This window comes from Bradyrhizobium sp. USDA 4451 (genome assembly GCF_054822585.1).
On the sequence record NZ_JBTRCH010000001.1, the window covers coordinates 2,199,795 to 2,223,465 of the forward strand.

A 23,671-nucleotide genomic window follows, 5' to 3' on the forward strand; every position below is an offset into this window, starting at 1 on the left:
TCATGCCTGTACTCCCCGACCGGCATCCTCGCGTGTGACCACGGCTGACGGCAGGTCTCCTGGCTCGCGGGTCGTTACCCTTCGTCGCCTTCCCAGGACCGAGATTCCCAGTGGCCTGTGACGAAGGATTCACCGCATACAGTTGCGGGGGCAGCCGCGGCGTTGGGGAAGTTTCCCCGCACCGCATTCCCTTTTCATCTCATGAAAGAACCGTCATGGTCATCTAGGGTTCGGCCGGGCAGCAAAGTCAATCCGGCGGAAGTCGGGCAATGGCCGCACGGCCACGGTTTTTGTCGGGTGTCGCTTGTCTGCCACGGCGATGGCTGTAAGAGCATGGATGAGATGAGCGTGCAGGATTTTGCCTTGGCGGCCGAGATCGCGGCGCGGCGGCGGTGGAGTGCCACCGCGGCGCTATTCGCGCTCGTGGTTCTGCTGTGCGTGCTCTCGCTCGGCATCGGGCCGGTGCGGCTGTCGCCGCTCGCGGTGATCGAGGCGCTGTTCGGTGGCGGCAGCGACGTCGCGCAGGTCATCGTGCGCGAGATCCGGCTGCCGCGCACCATCCTGGCATTCGCGATCGGCGGCATTCTCGGGCTGTCGGGCGCGGCGCTGCAAGGCCTGCTGCGCAATCCGCTGGCTTCGCCGTCGCTGTTCGGCGCGCCGCAATCGGCGGCATTCGGCGCGGTGCTGGTGATCGCGCTCGGCCTCGCCGATGTGCGGTCCTACGCGCTGCCGGCAGTGGCGATTATCGCCGCGTTCGGCTCGGTGTTCGCATTGCTCGCGATCGCCGGTCGCAATGCCGGGCTGCTGATCCTGATCCTCGCAGGGCTTGCGATCTCGAGCTTTGCGGGTGCCGCGACCGCGCTGGTGATGAACCTCTCCAGCAATCCGTTCGTGGTGCTGGAGATCGCGTTCTGGCTGCTCGGCTCGCTGGAGGACCGCAGCTTCGAGCATGTGGCGCTGGCGCTGCCCTTTATCGTCGCCGGCGCGGCCATCCTGCTCAGCCAGGCGAGCGCCTTTCGTGTGCTGACGCTCGGCGAGGAGGCGGCGCAGAGCCTCGGCGTCGATGTCGGGCGGCTGCGGCTCTTCGTCATCACGGGCGTCGCGCTCGGCGTCGGCGGCGCGGTCGCGGTGACCGGCACGATCGGCTTCATCGGCCTCGTCGCGCCGCATCTGATGCGCCCGGTGATCGGTCATGATCCGCGCACGGCTGCTGGTACCGAGCGCGCTGACCGGCTCGGCGCTGCTGCTTGCCGCAGATATCGCGGTGCGCATCATCCCCTCGACCTCGGACATCAAGGTCGGCGTGCTGACCTCGATCATCGGCGTGCCGTTCTTTCTTTACCTCATCATGCGCGAGCGCCGCGCGCTCGGCGGAGGCGTGGCATGACGCTGCTCTCCGCCACAGCGCTCAACGCCTCGCTCGGCAGCCGCAAGGTGCTGCACGATGTCTCGCTGTCGCTCGCGGCCGGTCACCTAGTCGCGCTGGTCGGACCGAATGGCGCCGGCAAGACCACGCTGTTGCGCGCGCTGGCTGGCCTGATCCCGTCTGACGGCGAGATCAGGATTGGCGGCGAGGCTCTGGCGTCATTGCCGCTGCGCGAGCGTGCGAAACGTTTTGCGTATCTGCCGCAGGGGCACATGGTGCACTGGCCGCTGCCGGCACGCGATATCGTGGCGCTCGGCCGCTATCCACATGGCGCGACCGATCCGGCGCGGCTGTCGCCCAGGGATATGGAGGCGGTGCTGCGGGCGATGCAGGCCGTCGATGTCACCGAGTTCCGCGATCGCCGCGTCACCGAGCTGTCCGGAGGCGAGCGCAGCCGTGTCGCGCTGGCCCGGGTGCTCGCGGTCGAGGCGCCGGTGATCCTCGCCGACGAGCCGACCGCCTCGCTCGATCCGCGCCATCAGATCGACGTGATGCAGAAGCTGTGCAACGTCGCCGACACCGGCGTGCTGGTGATCGTCGTGACGCATGACCTCGGCCTCGCCGCGCGCTTCGCCGATCATGTGCTGGTGCTGTCGGAGGGGCGGCTGGCGGCGCAGGGCGCGCCTGATGAGGCACTGTCGGAAGCAGTTCTCGCCAGCGTATTCCGCGTCAGCGCCTACCGCGCTGAATTCCAGCGCGAGGCGGTCATCGTGCCATGGGCGGACGTCTGATGCGCGCGTGGCGTCTCGCAGCCTTGGCCGCGGCGGCATGGATCACGTCGCTTGGTGCCGCGTCCGCCGCCGGCCCACGCATCGTCTCGATGAATGTCTGCAGCGACCAGCTCGTGCTGTCGCTCGCCGACCCGGATCAGATCCTCGGCCTCAGCCGCTTTTCGCGCGATGCCTGGCAATCCTGGGCAGCCGAGAAAGCGCGAAACTTTCCGCGCCTGTCGGGCGAGGCCGAGGACGTGCTGCTGCTCAAGCCAGACATCGTCGTGGTCAGCCTGTTCGACAAGCGCGCGACGCGTGACCTGCTGAAGGGCCAGGGGCTGCACCTCGTCGAATTCACGGTACCGCGCACGCTGGACGAGGTGAGGGATCAAATCCGCGCCATGGGCGATGTGGTGCAGCATCCGGATCGCGCCGAGCTGGAGATCGCGCGGCTCGATGCGGCGATCGCACGGGCGCGTGCGGTGGCGAGCGCGCATCATTACCGCGTGCTGCCGCTGGAGCGGCGCGGCTTCGTGCCGGGAGGTAACAGCCTGATCAACTCGCTGCTGGCGGCAACCGGCCTGACCAATGCGGCCGGTGAGCTCGGCCTCGGCCCGGGCGGGTTTGCCTCGCTCGAGGCCATCGTGAAGTTGCGGCCGGATTTCATCCTGGTATCGGAGGCCGGCGATCGCGCCGAGGATGAGGGCCGCGCCTTCCTGCTGCATCCGGCGCTGGAGCGCTTCTATCCGGAGCCCAAGCGCATCGTGCTGCCCGAGCGGCTCACAGTGTGCGGCGGCGTGATGCTGGCGGATGCGCTGGACCGGCTGACGGAAGAATTGCAGCGCGTGACGCGGTAGTTGATGTGCCCCGCATCTAAGTCCCGTCATCCTGAGGAGCGCGTAGCGCGTCTCGAAGGATGCACGGCCCGGATCTCTCCAAATGTTCGCGGACGCGGCGTGGCCGTCGACCCTTCGAGACGCCGCTTCGCGGCTCCTCAGGGTGACGGTGATGGTCATACGCGCGCAGTTGGCTCGACTATCCCATCACGACTGGCCCGCCGGCCTTCTTCCAGGCGTCGATGCCACCCTCGATATGCGCGGTGTTGGCTAGCCCCGCCTTCTTCGCGGCGGCCACCGCCATCGCCGAGCGCTCGCCGAATGCGCAGAAGAACACGACGCGGCGGCCGGTCGCGGCCGCCACTTCGCGCAGCATGCCGCCGGGCAGCAGGCCGGCGCCGATTCCCGGATAGGGCGCATGCAGCGCGCCGGCGAGCGTGCCGTGCTTGGCGCGCTCAGCTGTTTCGCGCAAATCGACCAACAGGACATCGGGCCGGCCGAGGCTTGCGATCGCATCGCGCGCGTTGAGCGAGAGACCTTCTTTTGCGAGTTCGTCCTGGTGCAGGCCGACATGCATGTTGGCGGGCACCACGACATCCATCAGCTTCGGGTTCGGCAGATTGAGGTTGTTCATCAGCTCGACATAGTCGTCGATCGATTTGACCTGCAGCCGCGGATTGTAGCGCTTCTCCTCGCCGATGGTGGAGACGGTGTCGCCCTTGTAGTCATGCGCGGGGAACACCATCGTCTCCTCGGGCAGCTTGAGCAGGCGGTTGAAGATCGAATCGTACTGCGCCCGCGCGCTACCGTTCTGGAAATCGGTGCGGCCGGTGCCGCGGATCAGCAGCGTGTCACCGGTGAACACGCGGTCGCCCATCAGATAGCTGTAGGAATCGTCGGTGTGGCCGGGCGTGTACATCGCCTCCAGGCAAAGGCCCTCGATCGTTACTTTGTCGCCGTCGGCAACGCGCATCGAGACCACGTCGGCCTTGCTCTGCTCGCCCATGATGGTGATGCACTGGGTGCGGTCGCGCAGCTCGCCGAGGCCGGTGACGTGATCGGCGTGCAGATGGGTATCGACGGCCTTGACCAGCCGGAGGTCGAGTTCCCTTAGCAGCCTGCAGTAGCGGTCGGCCTTCTCCAGCACCGGATCGAGGATCAGCGCCTCGCCGCCGGCGCGGCTGGCGAGCAGATAGCTGTAGGTGCCGGACACGCTGTCGAAGAGCTGGCGAAAGATCATGACGGCTTACCTATTCTCCGGGACGAGTCGTGGAGAGGATATTATTTCATAGAGAGGGTCCATTCAAAGCAAATCCATCCCTGAACAGAAATGACCCCTCACCTCTGAGGAGCCGCGCAGCGGCGTCTCGAAGGGGCGATGGCCGGAAAATGCGCGTTGAAGCATGAGGGCCGTGCATCCTTCGAGACGCCCGCTGCGCGGGCCCTCAAGATGACGGTTGTTGTGCGAATGGGGCGGCGAGGAATTACGGCCTCACCAGCGTGTAGCCGTTCTCGGTCAATAGCAAAATCTGCGCGACACCGACCTGCACGGGGGTTGCGGCGGCGATGTAGTCCGGCCGCTTGCCGGAGTCGCGCTCGATGGTGTCGACGGTATTGAGGCAGATGTCGACCCGCGCGCCCTGCGCGACCAGGCTCTCGACCAGCTTGCGGTTCGGGTTGTCGGGCTTGAGCAACTCGATGCCGGGGCCGAAGGCGACGATCTCGACCGCGACCTTGTCGGGGTCGTAGTGCTTCATCAGGTTGTTGGCGACGCTGAGGACGAGGCCCTGCTTCTTCGGGTCGTTGTCGGAGAGCTGCAGCACGACCTTATGCTCGGCGAACGGCTTGTCCTGCAACGGTGCGAGCTGGGCACGGGCGAGCGGCGTTGCAAGTACGATCGCCGCAAGGCCAAAGGCCGAGATGAGCGCACGCCGCATCATCCGTGCCTCGCAATGCCCAGATTGTCGTCGACGCCTTTCAGCGTCACGCCGGGCTCGTCGCGGTTCGGCGGCCGGCCGGCGCGCAGATGCCTGGCCACCACATCCCAGATCGGCGCGCCATTCTGCTGGTTGACCGAGGCCCAGCCTGCGACCTTGTAATGCTTGCCGGCTTCGAGATGCTTGCCGTTGCCGAGCTTCAGCTCGGAGATGCGCTTGCCGACGCTCTCGGCGGGCGTGCAGGTGTAGGCGAGGCCGCCGACGCGGACCATGTCGCCGCCCTGCTGATAATAGGGATCGGCGTTGAACAGATTGTCGCAGACGTCTTCCAGCACATCCTTGATCTGGCTGCCGGTCATGCCAACGACGTAGGTCTCGGGATAGGTGATCGCGGTCTCCGACAGCACGTCTTCCATGGTAATCGGCTGGCTCGCGAGCGTGGTAAGGCCCCAGCGGAAGCCGGGCGACAGCGCGATCTCGGCATTGAGCTCGTTGAGCAGCGCATCGCAGATCAGTTGGTCGACGGTGCCGGAGAAATTACCGCGGCGGTAGAGCAGGCGATCGGCGGTACCCAGCTTGTCGCTCCATTCGTCGACATGCGGGTCGCGCATCTTGTCGATCAGTGCCTGCATCGCGGGATCGGGCTTCAACAGCTCGGCGAACACAGGCAGCAGGCGGTAGCGGACATTGGCGACCTTGCCCTTGGCGAGATCGAGATCGAGCACGCCGATGAACTTGCCGTTGGAGCCGGCATTGGTAACCAGCGTGACGCCGCCGGCATTGGTCACCGTGATCGGGATCGGGATCGCGTCATGGGTATGGCCGCCGAGGATGACGTCGATGCCGGTGACGCGGCTCGCGAGCTTGAGGTCGACATCCATGCCGTTATGCGACAGCAGGACCACCGCTTCGACCTTGTCGTTGTTGCGGTGGCCGTCGACGAGCTTTTGCAGCTCGTCGTCGCGGATGCCGAACTTCCAGTCCGGCGTGAAGCGCTTGGGATGGGCGATCGGCACATAGGGGAAGGCCTGGCCGATGATCGCTATGCGATGGCCGCCGATCTCCTTGATGATCGACGGCTTGAACACCCGCCCCGAGGCCGGATCGAACGCCTTGGCGTCGTTGAACGCGGCTTCCTCGGTCAGGAACACGTTCTGCGCCAGGAACTCGCCCTTGAAGCGGGAGAGATTGTCGCGCAGCACCTGCTCGCCATAGGTGAATTCCCAATGCCCGGTCATCGCCTCGACGCCGAGCAGATTGGCGGCCTCCACCATATCGGCGCCGTTCATGGCCTTGGCGAGGCCCGTGCCCTGCCACAGGTCGCCGCCGTCGAGCAGGATCGCGCGCTTGTCGCCGACGTCGGCGCGCAGCTTGTCGACCAGCGTCTTCAGATGGGCGAAGCCGCCGAGGCGGCCGAAGCGGCCGGCGGCCTTCTCGAACTCGACGCAGGTGAAGGCATAGGCGTCGGCGCTGTCGGGCCGGATGCCGAAGCGGTCGAGGAACGCCTTGCCGACCAGGTGCGGCGGCTGGCCGGCCATCGCGCCGACGCCGATATTGACGCTGGATTCGCGAAAGAACACCGGCTTCAGCTGCGCATGGGTGTCGGTCAGGTGCAGGATGCGGGCGTTGCCGAAGCGTTCGAGGTCGTAGACGCTCGCGGTATCCGCGCCGTGCGCAAGGCGGGGCAAGCCGGCCACAAGCGTCGCGGCGGCTGAGCCTCTCAAGAAATCCCGGCGGCGGATGATCATCACTCTCTCCGCGCGGCCCCTGGCCAGCGCGCCCTTAACGAACTTCCATGTCCTTCCAGCGTTCCTTTTCGCTGGTAGCCTGGAAGATCGATGCCTTTGCCAGCGCCTCGGCCTCCTTGGCCTGGGCGACGGCGGTGTCGAAATCACCAGCCTCGCCGGCCTTTTTTGCGGCGGCGAGTGTCGAGGCGGTCGTGGTCCACTGGTTGCGCAGCAGGCCTGCTTCCTTGTTGGCGGCTTCGGCTGCGGCATAGGCCGCCTTGTAGTCGGCCTCGGAGGCGGCGAGCGCCGTGGTCGCAGTTGCGATCAGCAGGGCGGAGGCGGCGAAAATCGCCTTCATGGCCGTGCTCCCGGACCCGAGATCGGCAGCCCATTGCTGACATAGGACAGATAGTATTCGAGGTTGCGGTACTCGTCGTCCTGCGGATTGAGCGGCACGCCGCGGATCTGGCTGTTGCAGGTGGTGAAGCGGCGGCTGGTGGTGCCCATGCCCGACCATTCCGAGCGGTAGATCGGCATCGCATTCAGGATGCCGAGCGCCGGTGCCAGCACCTCGGCGCGGATCCGCTCGCCCGGGCTCTGGATGTGGCAGGTAGCGCAGGAGAAATTGAGCTGGCCGCGGCGGGTGTAGAAATACTCCTTGCCCTTCTGATAGGCCTCCAGCGCGCGCGGATCGTTCGGGATCTTGATGTCCATCGGCTTGCCGCGCGAGGTGAAGGCCATGTAGGCGGTGAGCGCCGCCATGTCGTCCTTCACATAGGAGAACGGCGCCTCGCCATTGGCCTCGCGGCAACGGTTGAGCGCGAGCTCCAGCGTGACGACCTTGCCTTCCTTCTCGTCGAAATAGGGATAGTTCTGGCGGATGCCGATACCCTTGTTCGGGAAGCAGTCGGCGTAGGTCTTGCCGTTCTTGAACGGCGTCGAGAACATCTCCTTGCCGGCCTCGAGCGAGAACTCGTAGGGCGGAAACTGTTCCTTCTCTTCCCACTGCTTGTGCAGGTCCTCATTCATCGAATAGGGACCGTTGACGAAATCCTCGAGCTTCAGCTTGGGGAATTTGGTAGTGAAGAATTTCTGGAACGCGGCCTTGTCGGCCGCAGGGTCGACGCTGTCGGCCGCACGCGCCGGTGCGCAAGCCAGCACGCCGAGTGCGAGCATGGCCGTTGCTGCGCGGATTGCGAGGCGCCGCATCATTGAATCTTCGCCATGGTGGTGTCGGTCGCGCCCTTGTTGTCGATCCAGCTAACCTTCAGATCGTCGCCCTTCTTGCCGCCCTTGAAGGCGAACTTGACGTAAGGGTCCTTCGACACGCCGCCGCCCCAGTCGGCGACGAACACCGGCTTGCCGTCGTATTCGAAGGTCAGCACCTGGATGAAATGCGGCGGGATGATCTCGCCCTTGGCGTCCTTGACGAAGCCGGAATCCATCGGATGCTGGATCAGCGCCTGCACCTCGGTGGTGTCGCCGTTTGAGGTGGCGCGCACGCGAATGCTCGATGCCATCTGATTTATCCCTTGATTGACTCAGCCGCCGCAGCCGCCGACGGTGACCTTGATTTCCTTGCTCGCGCTGTAGAGCTTGCCGCCGGCCTCGACGATCACGGTGACGTTGCTGGTCTTGGCCATCTTGATGCGGTTGGCGACGCTCGGCAGCGTGCCGGCCGGGATCTTGTAGGAGGCGATCAGCGAGATCGGGTTCTCGCTCACCAGGAACGAGATCGAGGTGACGTCCGATAGCGTCGTGGTGGCGGAGATCGGCACCACGGCGCCGTTCTCGGCGATCTCCGGCGCGTCCATCTTGACCTTGTCCGACGGCTCGGCGGTCTTGCCGTAGAGCGCCTTGATCGCGTCGGCCTCGTTCTTCTGCTTGAACGCCTCTTCCGGATATTTGTCGTTGGCGGCGGCGAGCGCCTGCGGCACGTAGAACGGAATGACGCCGAGGCCGATCAGTGCAGCGACGCCCGCGCCCTTCAGCAACAGGCGGCGCGTTCCGGAAAATTCGCTGGTCGTGATGTTCATCGAAAAACTCTCCTCACGCGGTGCGGCATCACAGGGTCTGCAGGAAGTCCACCACCGCGCTGATTTCCTTCTCGCTCAAAATCCGGTTTCGGCCGAATGGCGGCATCACGGTCTGCGGGTTGCGCTTGGTCTCGTCGGTCACGATCGCGATCAGCTCGTCGCGGCTGTACTTCGCCTTCAGGCCGGTCAGCTCGGGGCCGATCGTGCCGGGCAGGTCGCCGCCCTTGATGACATGGCAGGTCAGGCAGTTGCCCTTGCCGCGGTCGAAGGCGAGCTTCTGCCCCTCGGCGGCGGATTGGGCCCCCGCGGGCGCGGCCATGGCAATGCCTGCCAGCAGCGCCAGGACGAAGGCTGGCTTGAAGAAAGTGGCGATCAAGGACGTTTCCCGGGCTTCAATCTCGATGATCCCATCGCAATATTAATAGTGGAAAGCACAAAGGCCATCGGCTGGCAACACGGAGAATAGGCGTGTTGCGACGGGGTCAATGTGCTTGGGCAGGAAATCTCCGTCACCCTGAAGAGGCCGCATGGCTGCCGTCTCGAAGGGTCGACGGCCCGACTGTGGCCGTGCATCCTTCGAGACGCCCGCAAGCGCGGGCTCCTCAGGATGACGGGTTAAGCAGCATGTTGCGCTGGTTCCGCTCTTGCCGTTGGCATGTGCACGGTTCACAACCGGTCGAGGCGTGAGGAGAAGCGTAGTGGCGGAGTTTGTGGTGGAGTTCGGCAAGGACGGCAGGCCCGTCGAGGCGGACGGGCGGCTCGACGCGGCGGCATTCCATCGCAATCACCAGCCGATCTGGGCGGTGCTGAAGAATTACCTCTCAGGCCCATCCGGCGACGTGCTGGAGGCCGGCAGCGGCACCGGCCAGCATGTCGTCTATTTCGCCGGCCAGACGCCCGAGATCATCTGGTGGCCGAGCGATCTCCATGCAGCGCATTTGCGCAGCATCGAGGCCTGGCGCGGGCATGCCGGGCTTGCCAACATCCAGCCGCCGCAGTCGATCGATCTCTCGGATCCGGACTGGTCGCCGGCGCCCTCGGACGGCAACGGTCCGGACAAACTGCTCGCGATCTTCTGCGCCAATGTCATCCACATCGCGCCGTGGCGCGTCGCCGAGGGGCTGTTCGCCGGTGCCTCCAGGCATCTGCGCGCCGATGGCCGGCTGTTCCTCTACGGCCCGTTCAAGCGCGACGGCAAGCACACCGCGCTCAGCAATGCCGTGTTCGATACATCCTTGCGCGAACGCGATGCCGAATGGGGCGTGCGCGATATTGCCGATGTCGAGGCGCTGGCGGAGCGCGTCGGGTTGAAGCTCGGCGGCAGCTTCGAGATGCCGGCCAACAACATGATCCTGATGTTCGTGCGATCGTAGATCGTAGGGTGGATCAGCGAAGCGTAATCCACCGTCTTGCGATCTCCGGAGAGAGCATCGGCGGGGGTTACGCTGACGCTACCCCGCCCTACGTTGTTGTGCGATTTGACACACCGAGGTGTGTGAAATAGCATACGTCAACGACGGAGGCCAGAATGAAGAGACGGCTTTATCCGGCCGTGCTGGAGCGCGGTCCGCGCGGCGCGTTCGGGGCATGGTTTCCGGATTTTCCCGGCTGCGTCGCCGCGGGGCGATCGCAGGAGGAGGCGATCGAGCGCGCCGAGCAGGCGCTGGCACAGGCGGTCGACGGTTGGGTCGAGCAGGGCAAGGCACTGCCGGAGCCGACGCCGATCGAACGCATCGTGCCGCCGAAGGGCTCGGACGTCGCCGCTTTCTTCATGGTCGGCGTCGATCCGCCGGATCCGTCCGAACGCGTCAATGTCTATCTGCCGAAAAGCCTGATCGCGCGGATCGACAAGCGTGCGGCCGAGCTCGGCATGAGCCGTTCGAGCTTCTTCGGCTTTGCCAGCTCACTCGCGCTCGAATGGCCGGGCGGCTATCCGCGCGGCGCCCCGATCGCGCCGCGCTCCAAGGTCCACAAGACCGGCGCGCTGCGCGCCGAGAAGCGGCCGGGCAAGAAGTCGGCGCGGTGAGGGACGCCCGCTCCACTCGTCATTCCGGGGCGCGCCTCTTGGCGCGAGCCCGGAATCCATTGCTCCGCACGCTTCGTGGATGAATGGATTCCGGGCTCTCGCTTCGCGAGCCCCGGAATGACGAGATAGGGTGCTAGCTGCTCTTTATTTCGAAAGGCGCTGCTACCCTCGTGCGCCTCCCGCATGGCCTACGTCCGTTTGCGCCGGTTGCTCGGCCTCGACCCGCTCTCCATAGTGCCGGCGATTGGAGGCTCCCGCCGGGGCTTCAGTGCGGGAATGCCGATGATCGACGTGACAGCTGCGGATGAGACGAGCGACGACGCGCGGGCGCGCAGCAATGTGTGGCGGCTTGCGGCGGCGCAGGCGCTGACCGGCGCCAACTCGGCCGTGATCTTCGCCACCGGCTCGATCGTCGGCGCGACACTGGCGCCGAACGTCTCGCTCGCCACCGTGCCGCTCTCGATGTATGTGCTCGGCCTTGCCGCCGGCACGCTGCCGACCGGCGCGATCTCGCGGGCCTATGGACGGCGCGTCGCCTTCATCGTAGGCACCTTCTGCGGCACGCTCACCGGCGCGCTCGGCGCCTGGGCGATCCTGCATTCATCGTTCTGGCTGTTCTGCGGCGCGACCTTCCTCGGCGGGCTCTACGGCGCCGTCGCACAGTCCTATCGCTTCGGGGCGGCCGATGGCGCCAGCGTCGCGTTCCGGCCCAAGGCGGTGTCCTGGGTGATGGCCGGCGGTGTGTTCGCCGGCGTGCTCGGGCCGCAGCTCGTGCAATGGACCATGGACATCTGGCCCCCCTATCTGTTCGCATTCTCGTTCGTGATGCAGGCGCTGGTCGCGCTGGTGGCGATGGCGGTGCTGTCGGGCGTCGACGCGCCGAAGCCCGCGGCAGCGGACCTGCATGGTGGTCGCCCCCTGCTCGAGATCGCCAAACAACCGCGCTTCATTGCCGCAGCGCTGTGCGGCGTGATCGCCTATCCGATGATGAACCTGGTGATGACCTCGGCGCCGCTCGCCATGAAGATGTGCGGGCTCACGGTCAGCGATTCCAATTTCGGCATCCAGTGGCACATCGTGGCGATGTACGGCCCGAGCTTCTTCACCGGCTCGCTGATCGCTCGCTTCGGCGCGCCTCGCATCGTCGCGCTCGGGCTCGTGCTCGAGGCGGTCGCCGCGATGATCGGGCTGTCCGGCATCACCGCGCCGCACTTCTGGGCGACGCTGTTCGTGCTCGGGATCGGTTGGAATTTTGCGTTCGTCGGCGCCTCCGCGCTGGTGCTGGAAACGCACCGGCCGCAGGAACGCAACAAGGTGCAGGCGTTCAACGATTTCCTGGTGTTCGGCATGATGGCGGTCGGCTCGTTCTCGTCCGGCCAGCTGCTCGCGCATTATGGCTGGAACGCGGTCAACATGGTGGTGTTTCCGCCGGTGCTGCTCGGGCTTGCCGTGCTGTCGCTGGCGTCGTTCGCCAGGCGGCGGGCGAAATTGCGCGCGGTGGAAGAAATCCCGGACCCGAGCATCTAGGCATGTTCCGGAAAAGTGTGGCGCGGTTTTCCGGAAGAGCACGCCCAAAAGAGCTTCCTGCTGCCAGATGCTGACACTTCGATCCGTTTCGAAATGACCGGCTTGCACGGCTCCTTACATCGTGAGAACGGATCGATCCGGCCCTGACGATGTGAGAAGCAAGAGCAAGAAATGGACGCATCCTCGCCCACGCAAGCAGACGAATCCTCACTTGGTTATGAGGGCTGGCGCATCGTCGTGGTCTGCTTTCTGCTTGCGACCTTCGGCTGGGGATTGGGCTTCTACGGCCAGAGCGTCTATGTCGCCGAACTGCAGCGGCTGCACGGCTGGCCGGCGTCGCTGATCTCGTCGGGCACCACCTTCTTCTATCTGTTCGGCGCCGCGCTGGTTGCCTTCGTCAGCGAGGCGATCAAGGCGTTCGGCGCGCGCAGCTGCCTGATCGCCGGCACCTTGGCGATGGCGGTCGCGGCGGTCGCGATCGGCGAGGTGCGCGCGCCCTGGCAGCTCTATCTCGCCGACGCGCTGCTGGCGTTCGGCTGGGCCGGCACCAGCCTCGGCATCATCACCAACACGCTCGGACTGTGGTTCGACAAGAAGCGCGGCATGGCGATCAGCCTGGCCCTGAACGGCGCGAGCTTCGGCGGTATCGTCGGCGTGCCGCTATTGGTTGCCGGGATCGGCGCGTTCGGTTTCTCGGGCGCGATGATCGCGGCAGCTGGGCTGCTGATCGTGGTGATGGTACCGGTCATCCTGATCTTCGTCGGCCAGCCGCCGGCGCATCTGCACGCGGTGACGTCGGCGGGCGCCGATGCGCCGTCGGCGAGCCAGGTGCGCGGCAACGCGCTGCGCGACGTCCGCTTCCTCACGGTCTCGATCGCGTTTGCGCTGGTGCTGTTCGCCCAGGTCGGCTTTATCGTTCATCTGATCGCCTATCTCGATCAGGTGATCGGCCGCGAGCGCGCGACGGTGGCGATGGCGCTATTGACCGCGATGGCCGTGGTCGGCCGCGTCTCGTTTTCCTTCGTGATCGACCGGCTCAATCAGCGGCTGGCGTCGGCGCTGTCGTTTGTCAGCCAGGCGATCGCGCTCGCGCTCATCATCAACGTGCAGAATGATTTGGTGCAGATCGCCGCCTGCGCGCTGTTCGGCTTCTCGGTCGGCAATCTGATCACGCTGCCGGCGCTGATCGTGCAGTGCGAATTCGATCCGCGCGCATTCGGCGTGCTGGTCAGCCTGATCACCGCGATCAATCAGATCACCTACGCCTTCGGCCCCGGCGTGGTCGGGCTGCTGCACGACCTCTCCGGCAGCTACACGTTGCCGTTCTATGGCTGTATCGGGCTGGAGCTGATCGCCGCGGCGACGATCATGACTCGCGGAAAAACGTAGCCCGGATGAAGCGCAGCGCAATCCGGGACCGCTCGCTCGATTGGCGAGAAAGCCCCGGATTTCGCTGCGCTGCATCCGGGCTACGAATTCCTTCCGCATTGCGGAATTACGCCACGCGCTGCTTCAAGAGATCCTCCAGATCCAGCCGCCGCGTGAACATCGAGAGCTTGCCGTCGGCGCCGCGCGGCCATTCGGCTTCGGGCCGGTCCCAATACAGCTCTACGCCGTTCTCGTCGGGATCGCGCAAATAGAGCGCCTGGCTGACGCCGTGGTCGCTGGCGCCGTCGAGCTGGATGCCGGCCGAGATCACCCGGTGCAGCGCGTCGGCGAGCGCGGGGCGGGTCGGATAGAGGATGGCGGTGTGGAAAAGGCCGGTGGTGCCGGGCGGCGGCGGGCGGCCGTCCTTGCTCTCCCAGGTGTTGAGGCCGATGTGGTGGTGATAGCCGCCGGCCGAGATGAAGGCTGCGTCGCCGCCCATGCGCTGCTGCAGCTCGAAGCCGAGCACCCCGCAATAGAAGCCGAGCGCGCGCTCGAGATCGGCCACCTTGAGGTGGACATGCCCGATCCGCGTGCCCGCGACGATGGGGGGATTTTCCGGCATGGCTTGGCTCCGTTGGCAACAGTGCCTTGCCGTCAGGGGCAAGACTTCAGGGGCGAGGCTTCAGGGGCAAGGCTTCGCCCGCCTGATATAATCCGGATTTGCCGCGGCCGGAGCGATCCATCCGGAAACCCAGCGTTTCCGAAAGGCGCCACGGTCCGCCTGATCTAGCAGAGCTCCGACAGCTCGCCGCCGGGCAGCTGGAACTCGAACGTGTTCAGCGTCATCGACACCATGGTGTAGTAGCCGCAGAGGCCGATCACCTCGACCAGGCCGCGTTGGCTCAGCACCTCGATCGCCTCGTCATACAGCGCCTTCGGCAGGCCGTGACCTTCATGCAGCGCCCTGGCCACGTCGTAGATCACCCTGGCCTTGGGATCGTCGAAGGTTGGCGTCCGGCGCACGCGGATGTCCTCGATGATCTTCGGATCGAGGCCGCCCTTCAGCGCGAGGCGCTTGTGGGCGTACCATTCGTAATGCGCGGTCCAGTGCCGCGCGGTGACGAGGATCGCGATCTCCGACAGTTTTGGCGGAAAGATCGTGTCGAAGCGCAGCACCTCGCCGAGCCGTGTGGCGTGCCGTGCCATCTCCGGGCTGTTGAGCCAGGCCATCATCGGGGCCGGTGGCGCGCCGCGCTTGCCGGCGATCGACTCGTCGTAGGTTTCTTTCTGGGCGGCGTTCATTTCGCTAGGCGAAAGCAGTTTCAGCCGCATGTCCGTTTCCTCTTGTTTTTCAATCGTTACCCCATCCCGGCGATACACCCGATCGCGCAAGCTGAGTAGCGACGCCAGAGCATGGCGCGGCCGCGAGGCATATTGAATTCGGCGGCGGCGTAGGTCTAAGGTCGAATCCAATTCGTCGAATTTGACTGGAAACGCACCCATGGCTGACCTCGAGAAATTCCGCGCAGAGACCCGCGCCTGGCTGGAGCAGAACTGCCCGGCGGACATGCGCAAGCCGATGACCTCGGATGGCGACACCTTCTGGGGTGGCCGCAACGCGAAATTCTCCTCCGAAGCGCAGCGGGTCTGGTTCGAGCGGATGCGCGACAAGGGCTGGACCGTGCCGCATTGGCCGAAGGAATATGGCGGCGGCGGCCTCGACGGCGAGGAGGCCAAGATCGTGCGCCAGGAGATGGCCGCGATCGGCGCGCGTCAGCCGCTGACCTCGTTCGGCATCTCGATGCTCGGACCGGCGCTTTTGAAATACGGCACCGAGGAGCAGAAGAAGGAGCATCTGCCCAAGATCACCGCGGGCTTGATCCGCTGGTGCCAGGGCTATTCCGAGCCGAATGCCGGCTCCGACCTCGCCTCGCTGCAGACCCGCGCGGTCAGCGACGGCGACGACTACATCATCAACGGCCAGAAGATCTGGACCTCCTACGCCAACTATGCCGACTGGATCTTCTGCCTGGTGCGCACCGATCCCGCGGCCAAGAAGCATGACGGCATCAGCTTCATTCTCTTCGACATGACTTCGAAGGGTGTCTCGACAAAGCCGATCCTGCTGATCTCGGGCTACTCGCCGTTCTGCGAAACCTTCTTCGACAATGTCCGCGTGCCGAAGTCGCATGTCGTCGGCACTGTCAATCGAGGCTGGGATGTCGCGAAATATCTCTTGCAGCACGAGCGCGCGATGATCTCGGGCATGGGTGAGCGCGGCGTCGGCCGTCCGCTTGGCCAGATCGCAGCCGACTCGGTCGGTGCGGACGCGCAAGGCAGGCTCGACGACGCGCAGCTGCGCAGCCAGATCGCGAATTTCGAGGTCGATGAGGCCGCGCTCGCCGCCGCCGCCGAGCGCGCGGTCGATCTCGCCAAGGCCGGGCAGTCGCATCCGGCGTTCTCGTCGGCGATGAAATATTACGGCACCGAGCTCAACAAGCGCCGCTACGAGATCCTGATGTCGGCCGGCGGCATTGACGCGCTGGAATGGGAAAGCGACCGCTCCCGGGGCGGCGCCCGCCCGCGCGCCTGGCTGCGCACCAAGGCCAACTCGATCGAGGGCGGCACCTCGGAGGTGATGCTCGGCATCGTCGCCAAGCGCATCCTCGATCTGCCGGGGGCGTGATGCGGTCTCTCCACCCGTCATTCCGGGGCGCGACGCAGTCGCGAACCCGGAATCCATAACCCCAGATCGTGGTTATGGATTCCGGGCCTGTCCCTTCGGGCCATCCCGGAATGACGAACTTAGACATTTCTGCTTCGAACGTTAAAACGGATTCTCCATGGCCCTCGTCCTCACCGAAGAACAATCCATGCTGCGCGACAGTGCGCGCGGTCTCATCAGCGACAAGGCGCCGGTGGCGCATCTGCGGTCCTTGCGCGATGCCAAGGACGCCACCGGCTTCTCGCGCGAACTGTGGAAGACGTTTGCCGAGATGGGCTTCTCCGGCCTGTTGGTGCCGGATCAGTTCGGCGGCAGCGGGCTTGGCTGCGTCGAGGCCGGCATCGTCATGGAGGAGATCGGCCGCACCTTGATGCCGTCGCCGTTCCTTGCGACCTCGGTGCTCGCCGCCTCGGCGCTGTCGCGCGGCGGCAGCGAGGCGCAGAAGGCGCAGCATCTGCCCAAAATTGCCGACGGCTCGCTGCTGGCGGCGCTCGCGATCGATGAGGGCGCCAAGCACCGTCCGTTGCAAACCAAATTGCTGGCCACGCGCGCCGGCAACGGCTTCAAGCTGTCGGGCGACAAGGCCTTCGTGGTCGATGGCCACACTGCCGATTTGCTGATCGTCGCCGCGCGCACGGGCGGTAGCGCCGGTGACAAGAATGGGCTGACGCTGTTCCTGGTCGATCCCAGGGCGAAGGGGCTCGCGGTCGAGCGCACCGCGATGGTCGATTCGCACAATGCGGCGCGCATCGTGTTCGACAACGTCGAGGTTAACGCCGACGGTGTGCTCGGCGAGGTCGATCAGGGTTTTGCGCTGCTCGAGGGCGTGCTCAATATCGGCCGCGGCGCGGTTGCGTCCGAAATGGTCGGCCTTTCGGATGAAGTGTTCGGCCGCACCGTCACTTACCTGAAGGAGCGCAAGCAATTCGGCAAGGCGATCGGCGAATTCCAGGCGCTGCAGCACCGCGCCGCACAGCTCTACATCGATATCGAGATTACCCGCGCCGCGGTTTTGAAGGCGTTGCAGGCGCTCGATGCCGATCTCGGCAAGGCGGGCACCGCGGTCGCGGTGGCAAAAGCGCGCGCCGGCACCACGGCGACGCTGGCCGTGCAGGAGGGCGTGCAGATGCATGGCGGCATGGGCATGACCGACCAGTTCGATATCGGCTTCTTCATGAAGCGCGCCCGGGTCTGCCAGGAGCTGTTCGGCGACAGCAATTTCCACACCGACCAGCTGGCGAGCGGCAAGGGGTACTGAGGAGGGCGATGCAGCCGCGCTGTCGTCGCCACGCAACCAACTGTCATCGCCCGGCTCGACCGGGCGATCCAGTATTCCAGAGACGTCAGTGCTTGAGCCGAGATGCCGCGGCGTACTGGATCACCGCGGTCAAGCCGGGTGATGACAGTTGCGGATGGGGAAGCAGCGGCGGCCTCGCTACCCGCCGCTCAGCGGATCGGCGGCGCGTACTGCACGCCGCCGGCGTTCCAGAGCTGGTTCATGCCGCGCGGGATCTTCAGCTTGGAATCGGCGCCGACGTTGCGGTCGTAGACCTCGCCGTAATTGCCGACATGCTTGATGATGCGCACCGCCCAGTCCTTGGTCAGGCCGAGATCCTCGCCATAGGATCCCTCGGTGCCGACCAGCCGCATCACTTCGGGCTTCTTCGACTTCAGCGCCTCGTCGATGTTCTTCGAGGTGATGCCGAGCTCCTCGGCGTTGATCATGGCATAAAGCGTCCACTTCACGATCATCATCCAGTCGTCGTCGCGCTGCCGCACCACCGGGGCCAGCGGCTCCTTGGAGATGATGTCGGCCAGGATCATGTGGTCGCCCGGCTTGGAGAGGTTGAGCCGCAGCGCATAGAGCTGCGAGGCGTCGGAGGTCAGCGTGTCGCACTGCCCGGAATCATAGGCCTTCACGACATCGTCGAGCTTGTCGAACTTCATCTCCGTGTACTTCATGTTGTTGGCACGGAAATAGTCGGCGAGGTTGAGCTGCGTCGTGGTGTTGGCCTGCACGCAGACCTTGCTGCCGTTCAGATCGAGCGCGGAATCGATGTTGCGCGAGCGCGGGATCATGAAGCCTTGGCCGTCATAATAGGCGACCGCGGGGAAATAGAGATCGTAATTGACCTCGCGCGACATGCTCCAGGTGGAGTTGCGCGACAGGATATCGACCTTGCGGTTCTGCAGCTCCTTGAAGCGCTCGCTGGCGTCGAGCGGCACGAACTTCGCCTTGGTCGGGTCGTCGAAGATCGCCGAGGCCACCGCGCGGCAGAAGTCGACGTCGAATCCGGTCCAGTTGCCCTTGTCGTCCGGGATCGAGAAGCCCGGCAGGCCCTTGTTGACGCCGCACAGCACTTCGCCGCGGCGGACGGTGCGCTTCAGCGTGCGGGTGTCGTAGCGCTCATAGGTGATGGCGGCAGCCGCAACCAGCGCGGCGACCGCGAGCCCGATCGTCAGGCCGCCTCGAAATGTACGCATGGGTTCTCTCTCGCGAATGATCGGGGAAAATCAGGTCGGATATCGAAGGCGGGTAGGGAGCAGGGAGTGGAGATTATAGTTCGGGCTTCTGGCGGATGATCACCTTGGTGCCGACGGGGACGCGGTTGTAGAGATCGGCGACATCGGCATTGACCAGGCGGAAGCAGCCGGACGAGATCGCGGTGCCGATGGTGTCGGGCCGGTTGGTGCCGTGGATGCGATACTCCGTGGTGCCGAGATACATCGCGCGCGCGCCGAGCGGATTGCCCGGGCCGCCCGCCATGAACCGCGGCAGGTAGGGCTGGCGCGCGATCATTTCAGGCGGCGGGGTCCAGTCCGGCCACTCGGCCTTGCGCGTGATGGTGACCAGCCCCTGCCACTGGAAACCGTCGCGGCCGACGCCGATGCCGTAGCGCAGCGCGCGGCCATTGCCCTGCACGAGGTAGAGATGGCGTTCGGCGGTGGAGACGATGATGGTGCCCGGCGCCTCATTGGTCCGGTAATACACGACCTGCTTCTGCCATTCCGGGTCGAGCTCGTAATTGTCGTCGGCGATCAGGCCGGGCTCGTCGGCGTCCGGCCGGCTCTGGGCGAAGCCCTGCGACGTCGACAGCACGAGCGCGCCCGTGGCGATCGCCATCCAGACCAGGTGACGAAGTTTCGTCATTGCAAGCTCTCTCCTTGTTGGCGCGCAGCCAATGGTTGCTCCACCCAAATCACGCTCGGACGCATCAAATCTCAGCGGCAGCTTGATGGCAAGTTTAGGGCGAGCGTCACACTATATCACTGTAATGCTTCCGTTTTTTGTCATCGAAAGCCGAGGCGCGCCAAGCCTGACGCCTCATTTCGGCGCGATCCAGAGCCGCAGCATGAATGAGATCAAGGTCACCGTGCCGACGCCGCCGAGCCACAGCACGGCGAACCACAGCAGGCGCCGGCCGAGCGGCCGCTGACTAGGATGAGGCGGCATCAGTGGTACCCATGGCCGGGGCGGACCTTGCCGCGGAACACCCAATAGGCCCAGGCGGTGTAGCCGAGGATCAGCGGCACCAGGACCGCGACCCCGACCAGCATGAAGACCTGGCTGTTGGCCGGCGCCGCCGCCTGCCAGATCGTGATGCTCTGCGGTACGATGTAAGGATACATGCTGATGCCGAGCCCGGCATAGGACAGCGCGAACAGCGCCAGCGTCAGGAAGAACGGCTGATGGTCGTTCTTGTTGCCGAGCGCGCGCAGCAGCAGCGCGGTGACGGCGGCGACCGCGATCGGTACCGGCGCGGTGAGGATGATGTTGGGCCAGGCGAACCAGCGCTGGGTGTATTGCACGGCGAGGAACGGGGTTGCGATGCTGACGGCGCCGATCGCGCAGAGCATCGCGACCAGCAGGATCCAGCTCAGGTGATAGGCGCGGTCGCGCAGCCCGTCTTCGGTCTTCATCACCAGCCAGGTCGCGCCGAGCAGCGCATAGCCGATCACCAACGCAATGCCGGTCAGCACGCTGAACGGCGTCAGCCAGTCCCACCAGCCGCCGGCATAGTGACGGCCTTCCACATGGATGCCCTGCAGGATGGCGCCGAGCGCAATCCCCTGCGCCAGGGTCGCAACCAGCGAGCCGCCGGCAAAGGCGAGGTCCCATTTGTTGCGCGCCTTCTTGGTGCGCCAGCGGAATTCGAAGGCGACGCCGCGGAACACGAGGCCGAGCAGCATCGCGATCATCGGGGTGTAGAGCGCCGGCATCAGCACCGCATAGGCCAGCGGAAACGCCGCCATCATGCCGCCGCCGCCGAGCACCAGCCAGGTCTCGTTGCCGTCCCACACCGGCGCCACCGTGTTCATGATGATGTCGCGGTCGGCCTTTTGCGGAAACAGCGGAAACAGGATGCCGAGGCCGAGATCGAAGCCGTCCATCACGACATAGACGAACACGGCAAAGGCGATGATGAAGGCCCAAATCGTGGCGAGGTCGATTGCGATGCTCATCGCGCGCCCTCCGCGGCTGCGCCGGCCGCCGGCGTGATGCCGGCCGCGCGGGCCGGGATGTTCGTCGCCGGGCCCTGTTCGCCGGGGTGTGGCGGCTGCGCCATCAGCCGCAGGATGTAGATCACGCCCGCGGTGAACACGGCGAAATAGACGATGATGAAGGCGATCAGCGACGAGCCCACCGCCGGTGCCGCCAGCGGTGAGGCCGAATCGACCGTGCGCAGCAGCCCGTAGACGGTGAACGGTTGCCGTCCGGTCTCGGTGGTGATCCAGCCCGCCAGCACGGCGATGAAGCCGGCCGGGCCCATCGTCACCGCGAAGCGATGCAGCAGCGATGACTGGTACAGCATGCCGCGCCAGCGCATCAGCAGGCTGAACAGGCCGAGCCCCATGATCAGGAAGCCGAGTCCGACCATGATGCGGAACGCCCAGAAGGTGATCGGCACCGGCGGCCAGTTTTCACGCGGCACGGTGTCGAGGCCGGCGAGCGGCGCATTGAGCGAATGCTTCAGGATCAGCGACGACAGTTTCGGCACCTCGATCGCATACTTCACCTTCGCCTCACGCTGGTCGGGCCAGCCGAACAGGATCAGCGGTGCGCCGTCCTTGTGGCTCTGGAAGTGGCCTTCCATCGCCATCACCTTGGCCGGCTGGTGCTCCAGCGTGTTGAGGCCATGCTGGTCGCCGGCGAGGATTTGGATCGGCGCCACCAGGGTTGCCATCCACATCGCCATCGAGAACATCACGCGCGCCCCCGCCAGATGCTGGTCGCGCAGCAGGTGCCAGGCGCCGACCGCGCCGACCACCAGCGAGGTGGTGAGGTAGGCCGCCAGCACCATGTGCACCAGGCGGTAGGGGAACGACGGATTGAAGATCACCTTGAGCCAGTCGGCGGCGACGAACTGGCCGTCGGCATTGACGGCCTGGCCGGCCGGCGTCTGCATCCAGGAATTGGCCGACAGGATCCAGAACGCCGAGATCAGCGTGCCGATCGCGACCATCAACGTCGCCAGGAAGTGCAGCCTGGGACCGACGCGCTCGAGCCCGAACAGCATCACGCCGAGGAAGCCGGCCTCGAGGAAGAATGCGGTCAAGACCTCATAGGCCATCATCGGGCCGATCACCGGCCCGGTCTTGTCGGCAAATGACGACCAGTTGGTGCCGAACTGGTAGGACATCACGATGCCGGACACCACGCCCATGCCGAAAGCGACCGCGAAGATCTTCAGCCAGTAGTTGAACAGGTTGATGAAGACTTCGCGCCTGGTGATCAGCCACAGCGCCTCCAGCACCGCGAGATAGCTCGCAAGCCCGATCGAGAATGCGGGAAACACGATGTGGAACGACATCGTGAAAGCGAATTGCGCGCGGGCGAGTACGACCGCATCCCAGCCTTCGAACATGATCCACCACCTGTCGTCGACCTGACATGGAGCTTACCACGTCAGGTGTGACGACAAAGAGGGCGGATTGTCCGATCAGCTGTTGGCGCTGAGCAGCCGGGCGACGGTGCGGTCGATCTCCTCGTACTGGCCCTCGCCGGCGTGCTGGAATACGATCTTGCCGTTCTGGTCGATGATGTATTGCGCCGGCCAATACTGGTTGCCGTAGGCGTTCCAGGTCTGCGAATTGTTATCCTGCGCCACCGGATAGAGGATGCCGTGCCGCTTCAGCGCCGCCTGCACGTTGGTCGCCGAATGCTCGAACGGGAATTCCGGCGTGTGGACTCCGATCACGACGAGGCCGCGATCCCGGTACTTTGAATAAAGTTGGGTGACATGCGGCAGCGTGTTGACGCAGTTGACGCAGCCATAGGTCCAGAAATCCACCAGCACGACCTTGCCGCGCAGATCCGCGAGCTTCAGCGGCTTCGAATTGAACCAGGTGCTTATCCCGGTGAATTCGGGCGCGGTTTGGCTCTTTCCGGTGGTCATGGCGACGGCCCGCGGCACCGGCACGGCCGGCGCGTCGGACTCGGTGCAGAAACCTGGGATGACGGCGCCGCCGAGACCGAGGCCCGCGACCACAGCGGATACGGCAATCAAGCGCAGGGACATCGCATTCTCCTTTCAAGCTCACAGGCCGATCTGGCCGTTGGGATAGAATCGGGTCAGCCACGCCACGATCAGCGTGTCGTATTGCAGGTAGAACAAAGCGGCGAAGCCGATGATCACGACGCCGAAGCCTTGCTGCAGGCGCGGCGCGATCCGCGCCAGGCTGCGCACGCGTGTGGTGACCGCCTGCCCGCCATAGGCGATCGCCAGCATCGGGATCGCGGCGCCGATCGCGTAGGTGACGAGTTGCAGGCTCGCCCATGCGGTGTCCTTCGAGGTCGCGACGATGGTCAGGATCGAACCGAGCACCGGACCGGCGCAGGGCGTCCACACCAGGCCGAGCGTCGAGCCGAGCACGAAGCCGCCGAACAGGCTCGGCGACGGCGCGGCCTGGCCGAGATTGCCGGTGAGCCGGATCGCCAGCCATTCGAACGGCGCCGGCCAGATCATCAAGAGGCCGAAGCCCGCGAGCAGGATTGCTGCGCCGCTCCGCAGCAGGTTGGGATCGAAATCGAAGGCGCGCGTGATCGCGCTCAGCAGCAATGCCACCGCAGAGAATGACATCACGAAGCCGAGCGCGATCATCGCGGGCCGCGTCTTGCCGGTCTGGCCTATCGATGCCCCAAGCAGGATCGGCAGCATCGGCAGGGTGCAGGGCGCGGCGACGGTGGCGACACCGGCAAGCAGGGCCAAGGTAAGGGCAGGGGCAAGGCTGAGCATCGTCGTCCGTCCATCGGAAGTCCCGGCGCGCCGGAGGGCCGTGCCGGGGTCGTCTGATGATCTTCGCGAGGACGCTCGCGCCGTTACGGCGGGACGATTGTGGGCACCGTCACGT

Annotated in this window: 25 protein-coding genes, 1 pseudogene and 1 riboswitch; of the genes and pseudogenes, 9 read left to right on the forward strand and 17 right to left on the reverse strand. The window is 65.4% G+C overall.

Annotation, left to right across the window (positions count from 1 at the left end; genetic code table 11):
• Positions 1-32: 32 nt before the first annotated feature.
• A riboswitch (cobalamin riboswitch) is annotated at positions 33-230 on the reverse strand.
• Positions 231-342: 112 nt separating this feature from the next.
• From ACVMB0_RS10080 to ACVMB0_RS10090, 3 genes and pseudogenes are all read left to right on the forward strand, one after another.
• Positions 343-1,387, forward strand: a pseudogene (locus tag ACVMB0_RS10080) (FecCD family ABC transporter permease).
• Positions 1,384-2,157 (forward strand): ABC transporter ATP-binding protein, encoded by a 774-nt coding sequence (locus ACVMB0_RS10085; protein ID WP_461346120.1) that lies wholly within the window; start codon positions 1,384-1,386, stop codon positions 2,155-2,157. Before ACVMB0_RS10080 ends, ACVMB0_RS10085 begins: the two are co-directional and overlap by 4 nt.
• Entirely contained in the window at positions 2,157-2,993 is an 837-nt protein-coding gene (locus tag ACVMB0_RS10090; protein WP_461346121.1) for an ABC transporter substrate-binding protein, read from the forward strand. Before ACVMB0_RS10085 ends, ACVMB0_RS10090 begins: the two co-directional genes overlap by 1 nt.
• A 178-nt stretch (positions 2,994-3,171) precedes the next feature.
• Here the strand turns inward: ACVMB0_RS10090 and ACVMB0_RS10095 are convergent, their stop codons facing one another.
• The 8 genes from ACVMB0_RS10095 to soxX form a co-directional block, all read right to left on the reverse strand.
• Positions 3,172-4,212, reverse strand: coding sequence for an MBL fold metallo-hydrolase (locus ACVMB0_RS10095; RefSeq protein ID WP_456750944.1), 1,041 nt, complete (start codon positions 4,210-4,212; stop codon positions 3,172-3,174).
• A gap of 244 nt (positions 4,213-4,456) precedes the next feature.
• Positions 4,457-4,912 carry a DsrE family protein gene (locus ACVMB0_RS10100; RefSeq protein WP_461346122.1) on the reverse strand — a complete coding sequence of 152 codons (456 nt, stop codon included), beginning with the start codon at positions 4,910-4,912 and terminating at the stop codon, positions 4,457-4,459.
• Positions 4,909-6,657: a thiosulfohydrolase SoxB gene (gene soxB / locus ACVMB0_RS10105; protein ID WP_461346123.1), complete on the reverse strand. Its 1,749-nt coding sequence runs from the start codon at positions 6,655-6,657 to the stop codon at positions 4,909-4,911. Before soxB ends, ACVMB0_RS10100 begins: the two co-directional genes overlap by 4 nt.
• 34 nt (positions 6,658-6,691) lie before the next feature.
• The gene (locus tag ACVMB0_RS10110; protein WP_456750941.1) at positions 6,692-6,994 is read right to left on the reverse strand and encodes a hypothetical protein; all 303 of its coding nucleotides are present in this window, start codon (positions 6,992-6,994) and stop codon (positions 6,692-6,694) included.
• Complete coding sequence (soxA, locus tag ACVMB0_RS10115) at positions 6,991-7,848, reverse strand: sulfur oxidation c-type cytochrome SoxA (protein ID WP_461346124.1); 858 nt, start codon at positions 7,846-7,848, stop codon at positions 6,991-6,993. Before soxA ends, ACVMB0_RS10110 begins: the two co-directional genes overlap by 4 nt.
• The gene (gene soxZ, locus ACVMB0_RS10120; protein ID WP_461346125.1) at positions 7,845-8,156 is read right to left on the reverse strand and encodes a thiosulfate oxidation carrier complex protein SoxZ; all 312 of its coding nucleotides are present in this window, start codon (positions 8,154-8,156) and stop codon (positions 7,845-7,847) included. The genes soxA and soxZ overlap by 4 nt, the downstream gene beginning before the upstream one ends.
• A 21-nt stretch (positions 8,157-8,177) precedes the next feature.
• Complete coding sequence (gene soxY / locus ACVMB0_RS10125) at positions 8,178-8,672, reverse strand: thiosulfate oxidation carrier protein SoxY (protein WP_461346126.1); 495 nt, start codon at positions 8,670-8,672, stop codon at positions 8,178-8,180.
• A gap of 28 nt (positions 8,673-8,700) precedes the next feature.
• The gene (gene soxX / locus ACVMB0_RS10130; protein ID WP_456756346.1) at positions 8,701-8,991 is read right to left on the reverse strand and encodes a sulfur oxidation c-type cytochrome SoxX; all 291 of its coding nucleotides are present in this window, start codon (positions 8,989-8,991) and stop codon (positions 8,701-8,703) included.
• Between the two features lie 379 nt (positions 8,992-9,370).
• Here soxX and ACVMB0_RS10135 point away from each other — a divergent pair, with 379 nt between their 5' ends.
• From ACVMB0_RS10135 to ACVMB0_RS10150, 4 genes are all read left to right on the forward strand, one after another.
• Entirely contained in the window at positions 9,371-10,045 is a 675-nt protein-coding gene (locus ACVMB0_RS10135; protein ID WP_461346127.1) for a DUF938 domain-containing protein, read from the forward strand.
• A 155-nt stretch (positions 10,046-10,200) separates the two neighbouring features.
• Positions 10,201-10,698 carry a type II toxin-antitoxin system HicB family antitoxin gene (locus ACVMB0_RS10140; RefSeq protein ID WP_456750937.1) on the forward strand — a complete coding sequence of 166 codons (498 nt, stop codon included), beginning with the start codon at positions 10,201-10,203 and terminating at the stop codon, positions 10,696-10,698.
• 282 nt (positions 10,699-10,980) lie between these two features.
• Positions 10,981-12,225 carry an MFS transporter gene (locus ACVMB0_RS10145; RefSeq protein ID WP_461346128.1) on the forward strand — a complete coding sequence of 415 codons (1,245 nt, stop codon included), beginning with the start codon at positions 10,981-10,983 and terminating at the stop codon, positions 12,223-12,225.
• Positions 12,226-12,396: 171 nt separating this feature from the next.
• Entirely contained in the window at positions 12,397-13,614 is a 1,218-nt protein-coding gene (locus ACVMB0_RS10150; RefSeq protein WP_461346129.1) for an MFS transporter, read from the forward strand.
• 106 nt (positions 13,615-13,720) lie between these two features.
• Here ACVMB0_RS10150 and ACVMB0_RS10155 read toward each other — a convergent pair whose 3' ends face one another.
• Positions 13,721-14,215, reverse strand: coding sequence for a VOC family protein (locus ACVMB0_RS10155; protein ID WP_461346130.1), 495 nt, complete (start codon positions 14,213-14,215; stop codon positions 13,721-13,723).
• Positions 14,216-14,379: 164 nt separating this feature from the next.
• The gene (locus ACVMB0_RS10160; RefSeq protein WP_016848053.1) at positions 14,380-14,925 is read right to left on the reverse strand and encodes a carboxymuconolactone decarboxylase family protein; all 546 of its coding nucleotides are present in this window, start codon (positions 14,923-14,925) and stop codon (positions 14,380-14,382) included.
• A 169-nt stretch (positions 14,926-15,094) separates the two neighbouring features.
• On the opposite strand from ACVMB0_RS10160, the gene ACVMB0_RS10165 reads away from it, so the two are divergent.
• Entirely contained in the window at positions 15,095-16,279 is a 1,185-nt protein-coding gene (locus tag ACVMB0_RS10165; RefSeq protein WP_461346131.1) for an acyl-CoA dehydrogenase family protein, read from the forward strand.
• Positions 16,280-16,436: 157 nt separating this feature from the next.
• Entirely contained in the window at positions 16,437-17,576 is a 1,140-nt protein-coding gene (locus ACVMB0_RS10170) for an acyl-CoA dehydrogenase family protein (protein ID WP_461346132.1), read from the forward strand.
• Positions 17,577-17,764: 188 nt separating this feature from the next.
• On the opposite strand, the gene ACVMB0_RS10175 is transcribed toward ACVMB0_RS10170, so the two are convergent.
• The 7 genes from ACVMB0_RS10175 to ACVMB0_RS10205 all read right to left on the reverse strand — a co-directional run bounded on the left by ACVMB0_RS10175 (position 17,765) and on the right by ACVMB0_RS10205 (position 23,556).
• Positions 17,765-18,802 (reverse strand): amino acid ABC transporter substrate-binding protein, encoded by a 1,038-nt coding sequence (locus ACVMB0_RS10175; RefSeq protein WP_456750930.1) that lies wholly within the window; start codon positions 18,800-18,802, stop codon positions 17,765-17,767.
• Positions 18,803-18,875: 73 nt separating this feature from the next.
• Entirely contained in the window at positions 18,876-19,469 is a 594-nt protein-coding gene (locus ACVMB0_RS10180; RefSeq protein ID WP_461346133.1) for a L,D-transpeptidase, read from the reverse strand.
• A gap of 174 nt (positions 19,470-19,643) precedes the next feature.
• Positions 19,644-19,772 (reverse strand): DUF2474 domain-containing protein, encoded by a 129-nt coding sequence (locus ACVMB0_RS10185; protein WP_456750928.1) that lies wholly within the window; start codon positions 19,770-19,772, stop codon positions 19,644-19,646.
• Positions 19,772-20,782 carry a cytochrome d ubiquinol oxidase subunit II gene (gene cydB, locus ACVMB0_RS10190; protein WP_461346134.1) on the reverse strand — a complete coding sequence of 337 codons (1,011 nt, stop codon included), beginning with the start codon at positions 20,780-20,782 and terminating at the stop codon, positions 19,772-19,774. Before cydB ends, ACVMB0_RS10185 begins: the two co-directional genes overlap by 1 nt.
• Positions 20,779-22,185 (reverse strand): cytochrome ubiquinol oxidase subunit I, encoded by a 1,407-nt coding sequence (locus ACVMB0_RS10195; RefSeq protein ID WP_461346135.1) that lies wholly within the window; start codon positions 22,183-22,185, stop codon positions 20,779-20,781. The genes cydB and ACVMB0_RS10195 overlap by 4 nt, the downstream gene beginning before the upstream one ends.
• Positions 22,186-22,260: 75 nt before the next feature.
• A complete protein-coding gene (locus ACVMB0_RS10200) occupies positions 22,261-22,839 on the reverse strand; it encodes a thioredoxin family protein (RefSeq protein ID WP_461346136.1) in 579 nt (192 codons plus the stop codon).
• A gap of 18 nt (positions 22,840-22,857) precedes the next feature.
• On the reverse strand, positions 22,858-23,556 hold the full coding sequence (locus ACVMB0_RS10205; RefSeq protein WP_461346137.1) for a cytochrome c biogenesis CcdA family protein: 699 nt from the start codon (positions 23,554-23,556) through the stop codon (positions 22,858-22,860).
• Positions 23,557-23,671: the final 115 nt, after the last annotated feature.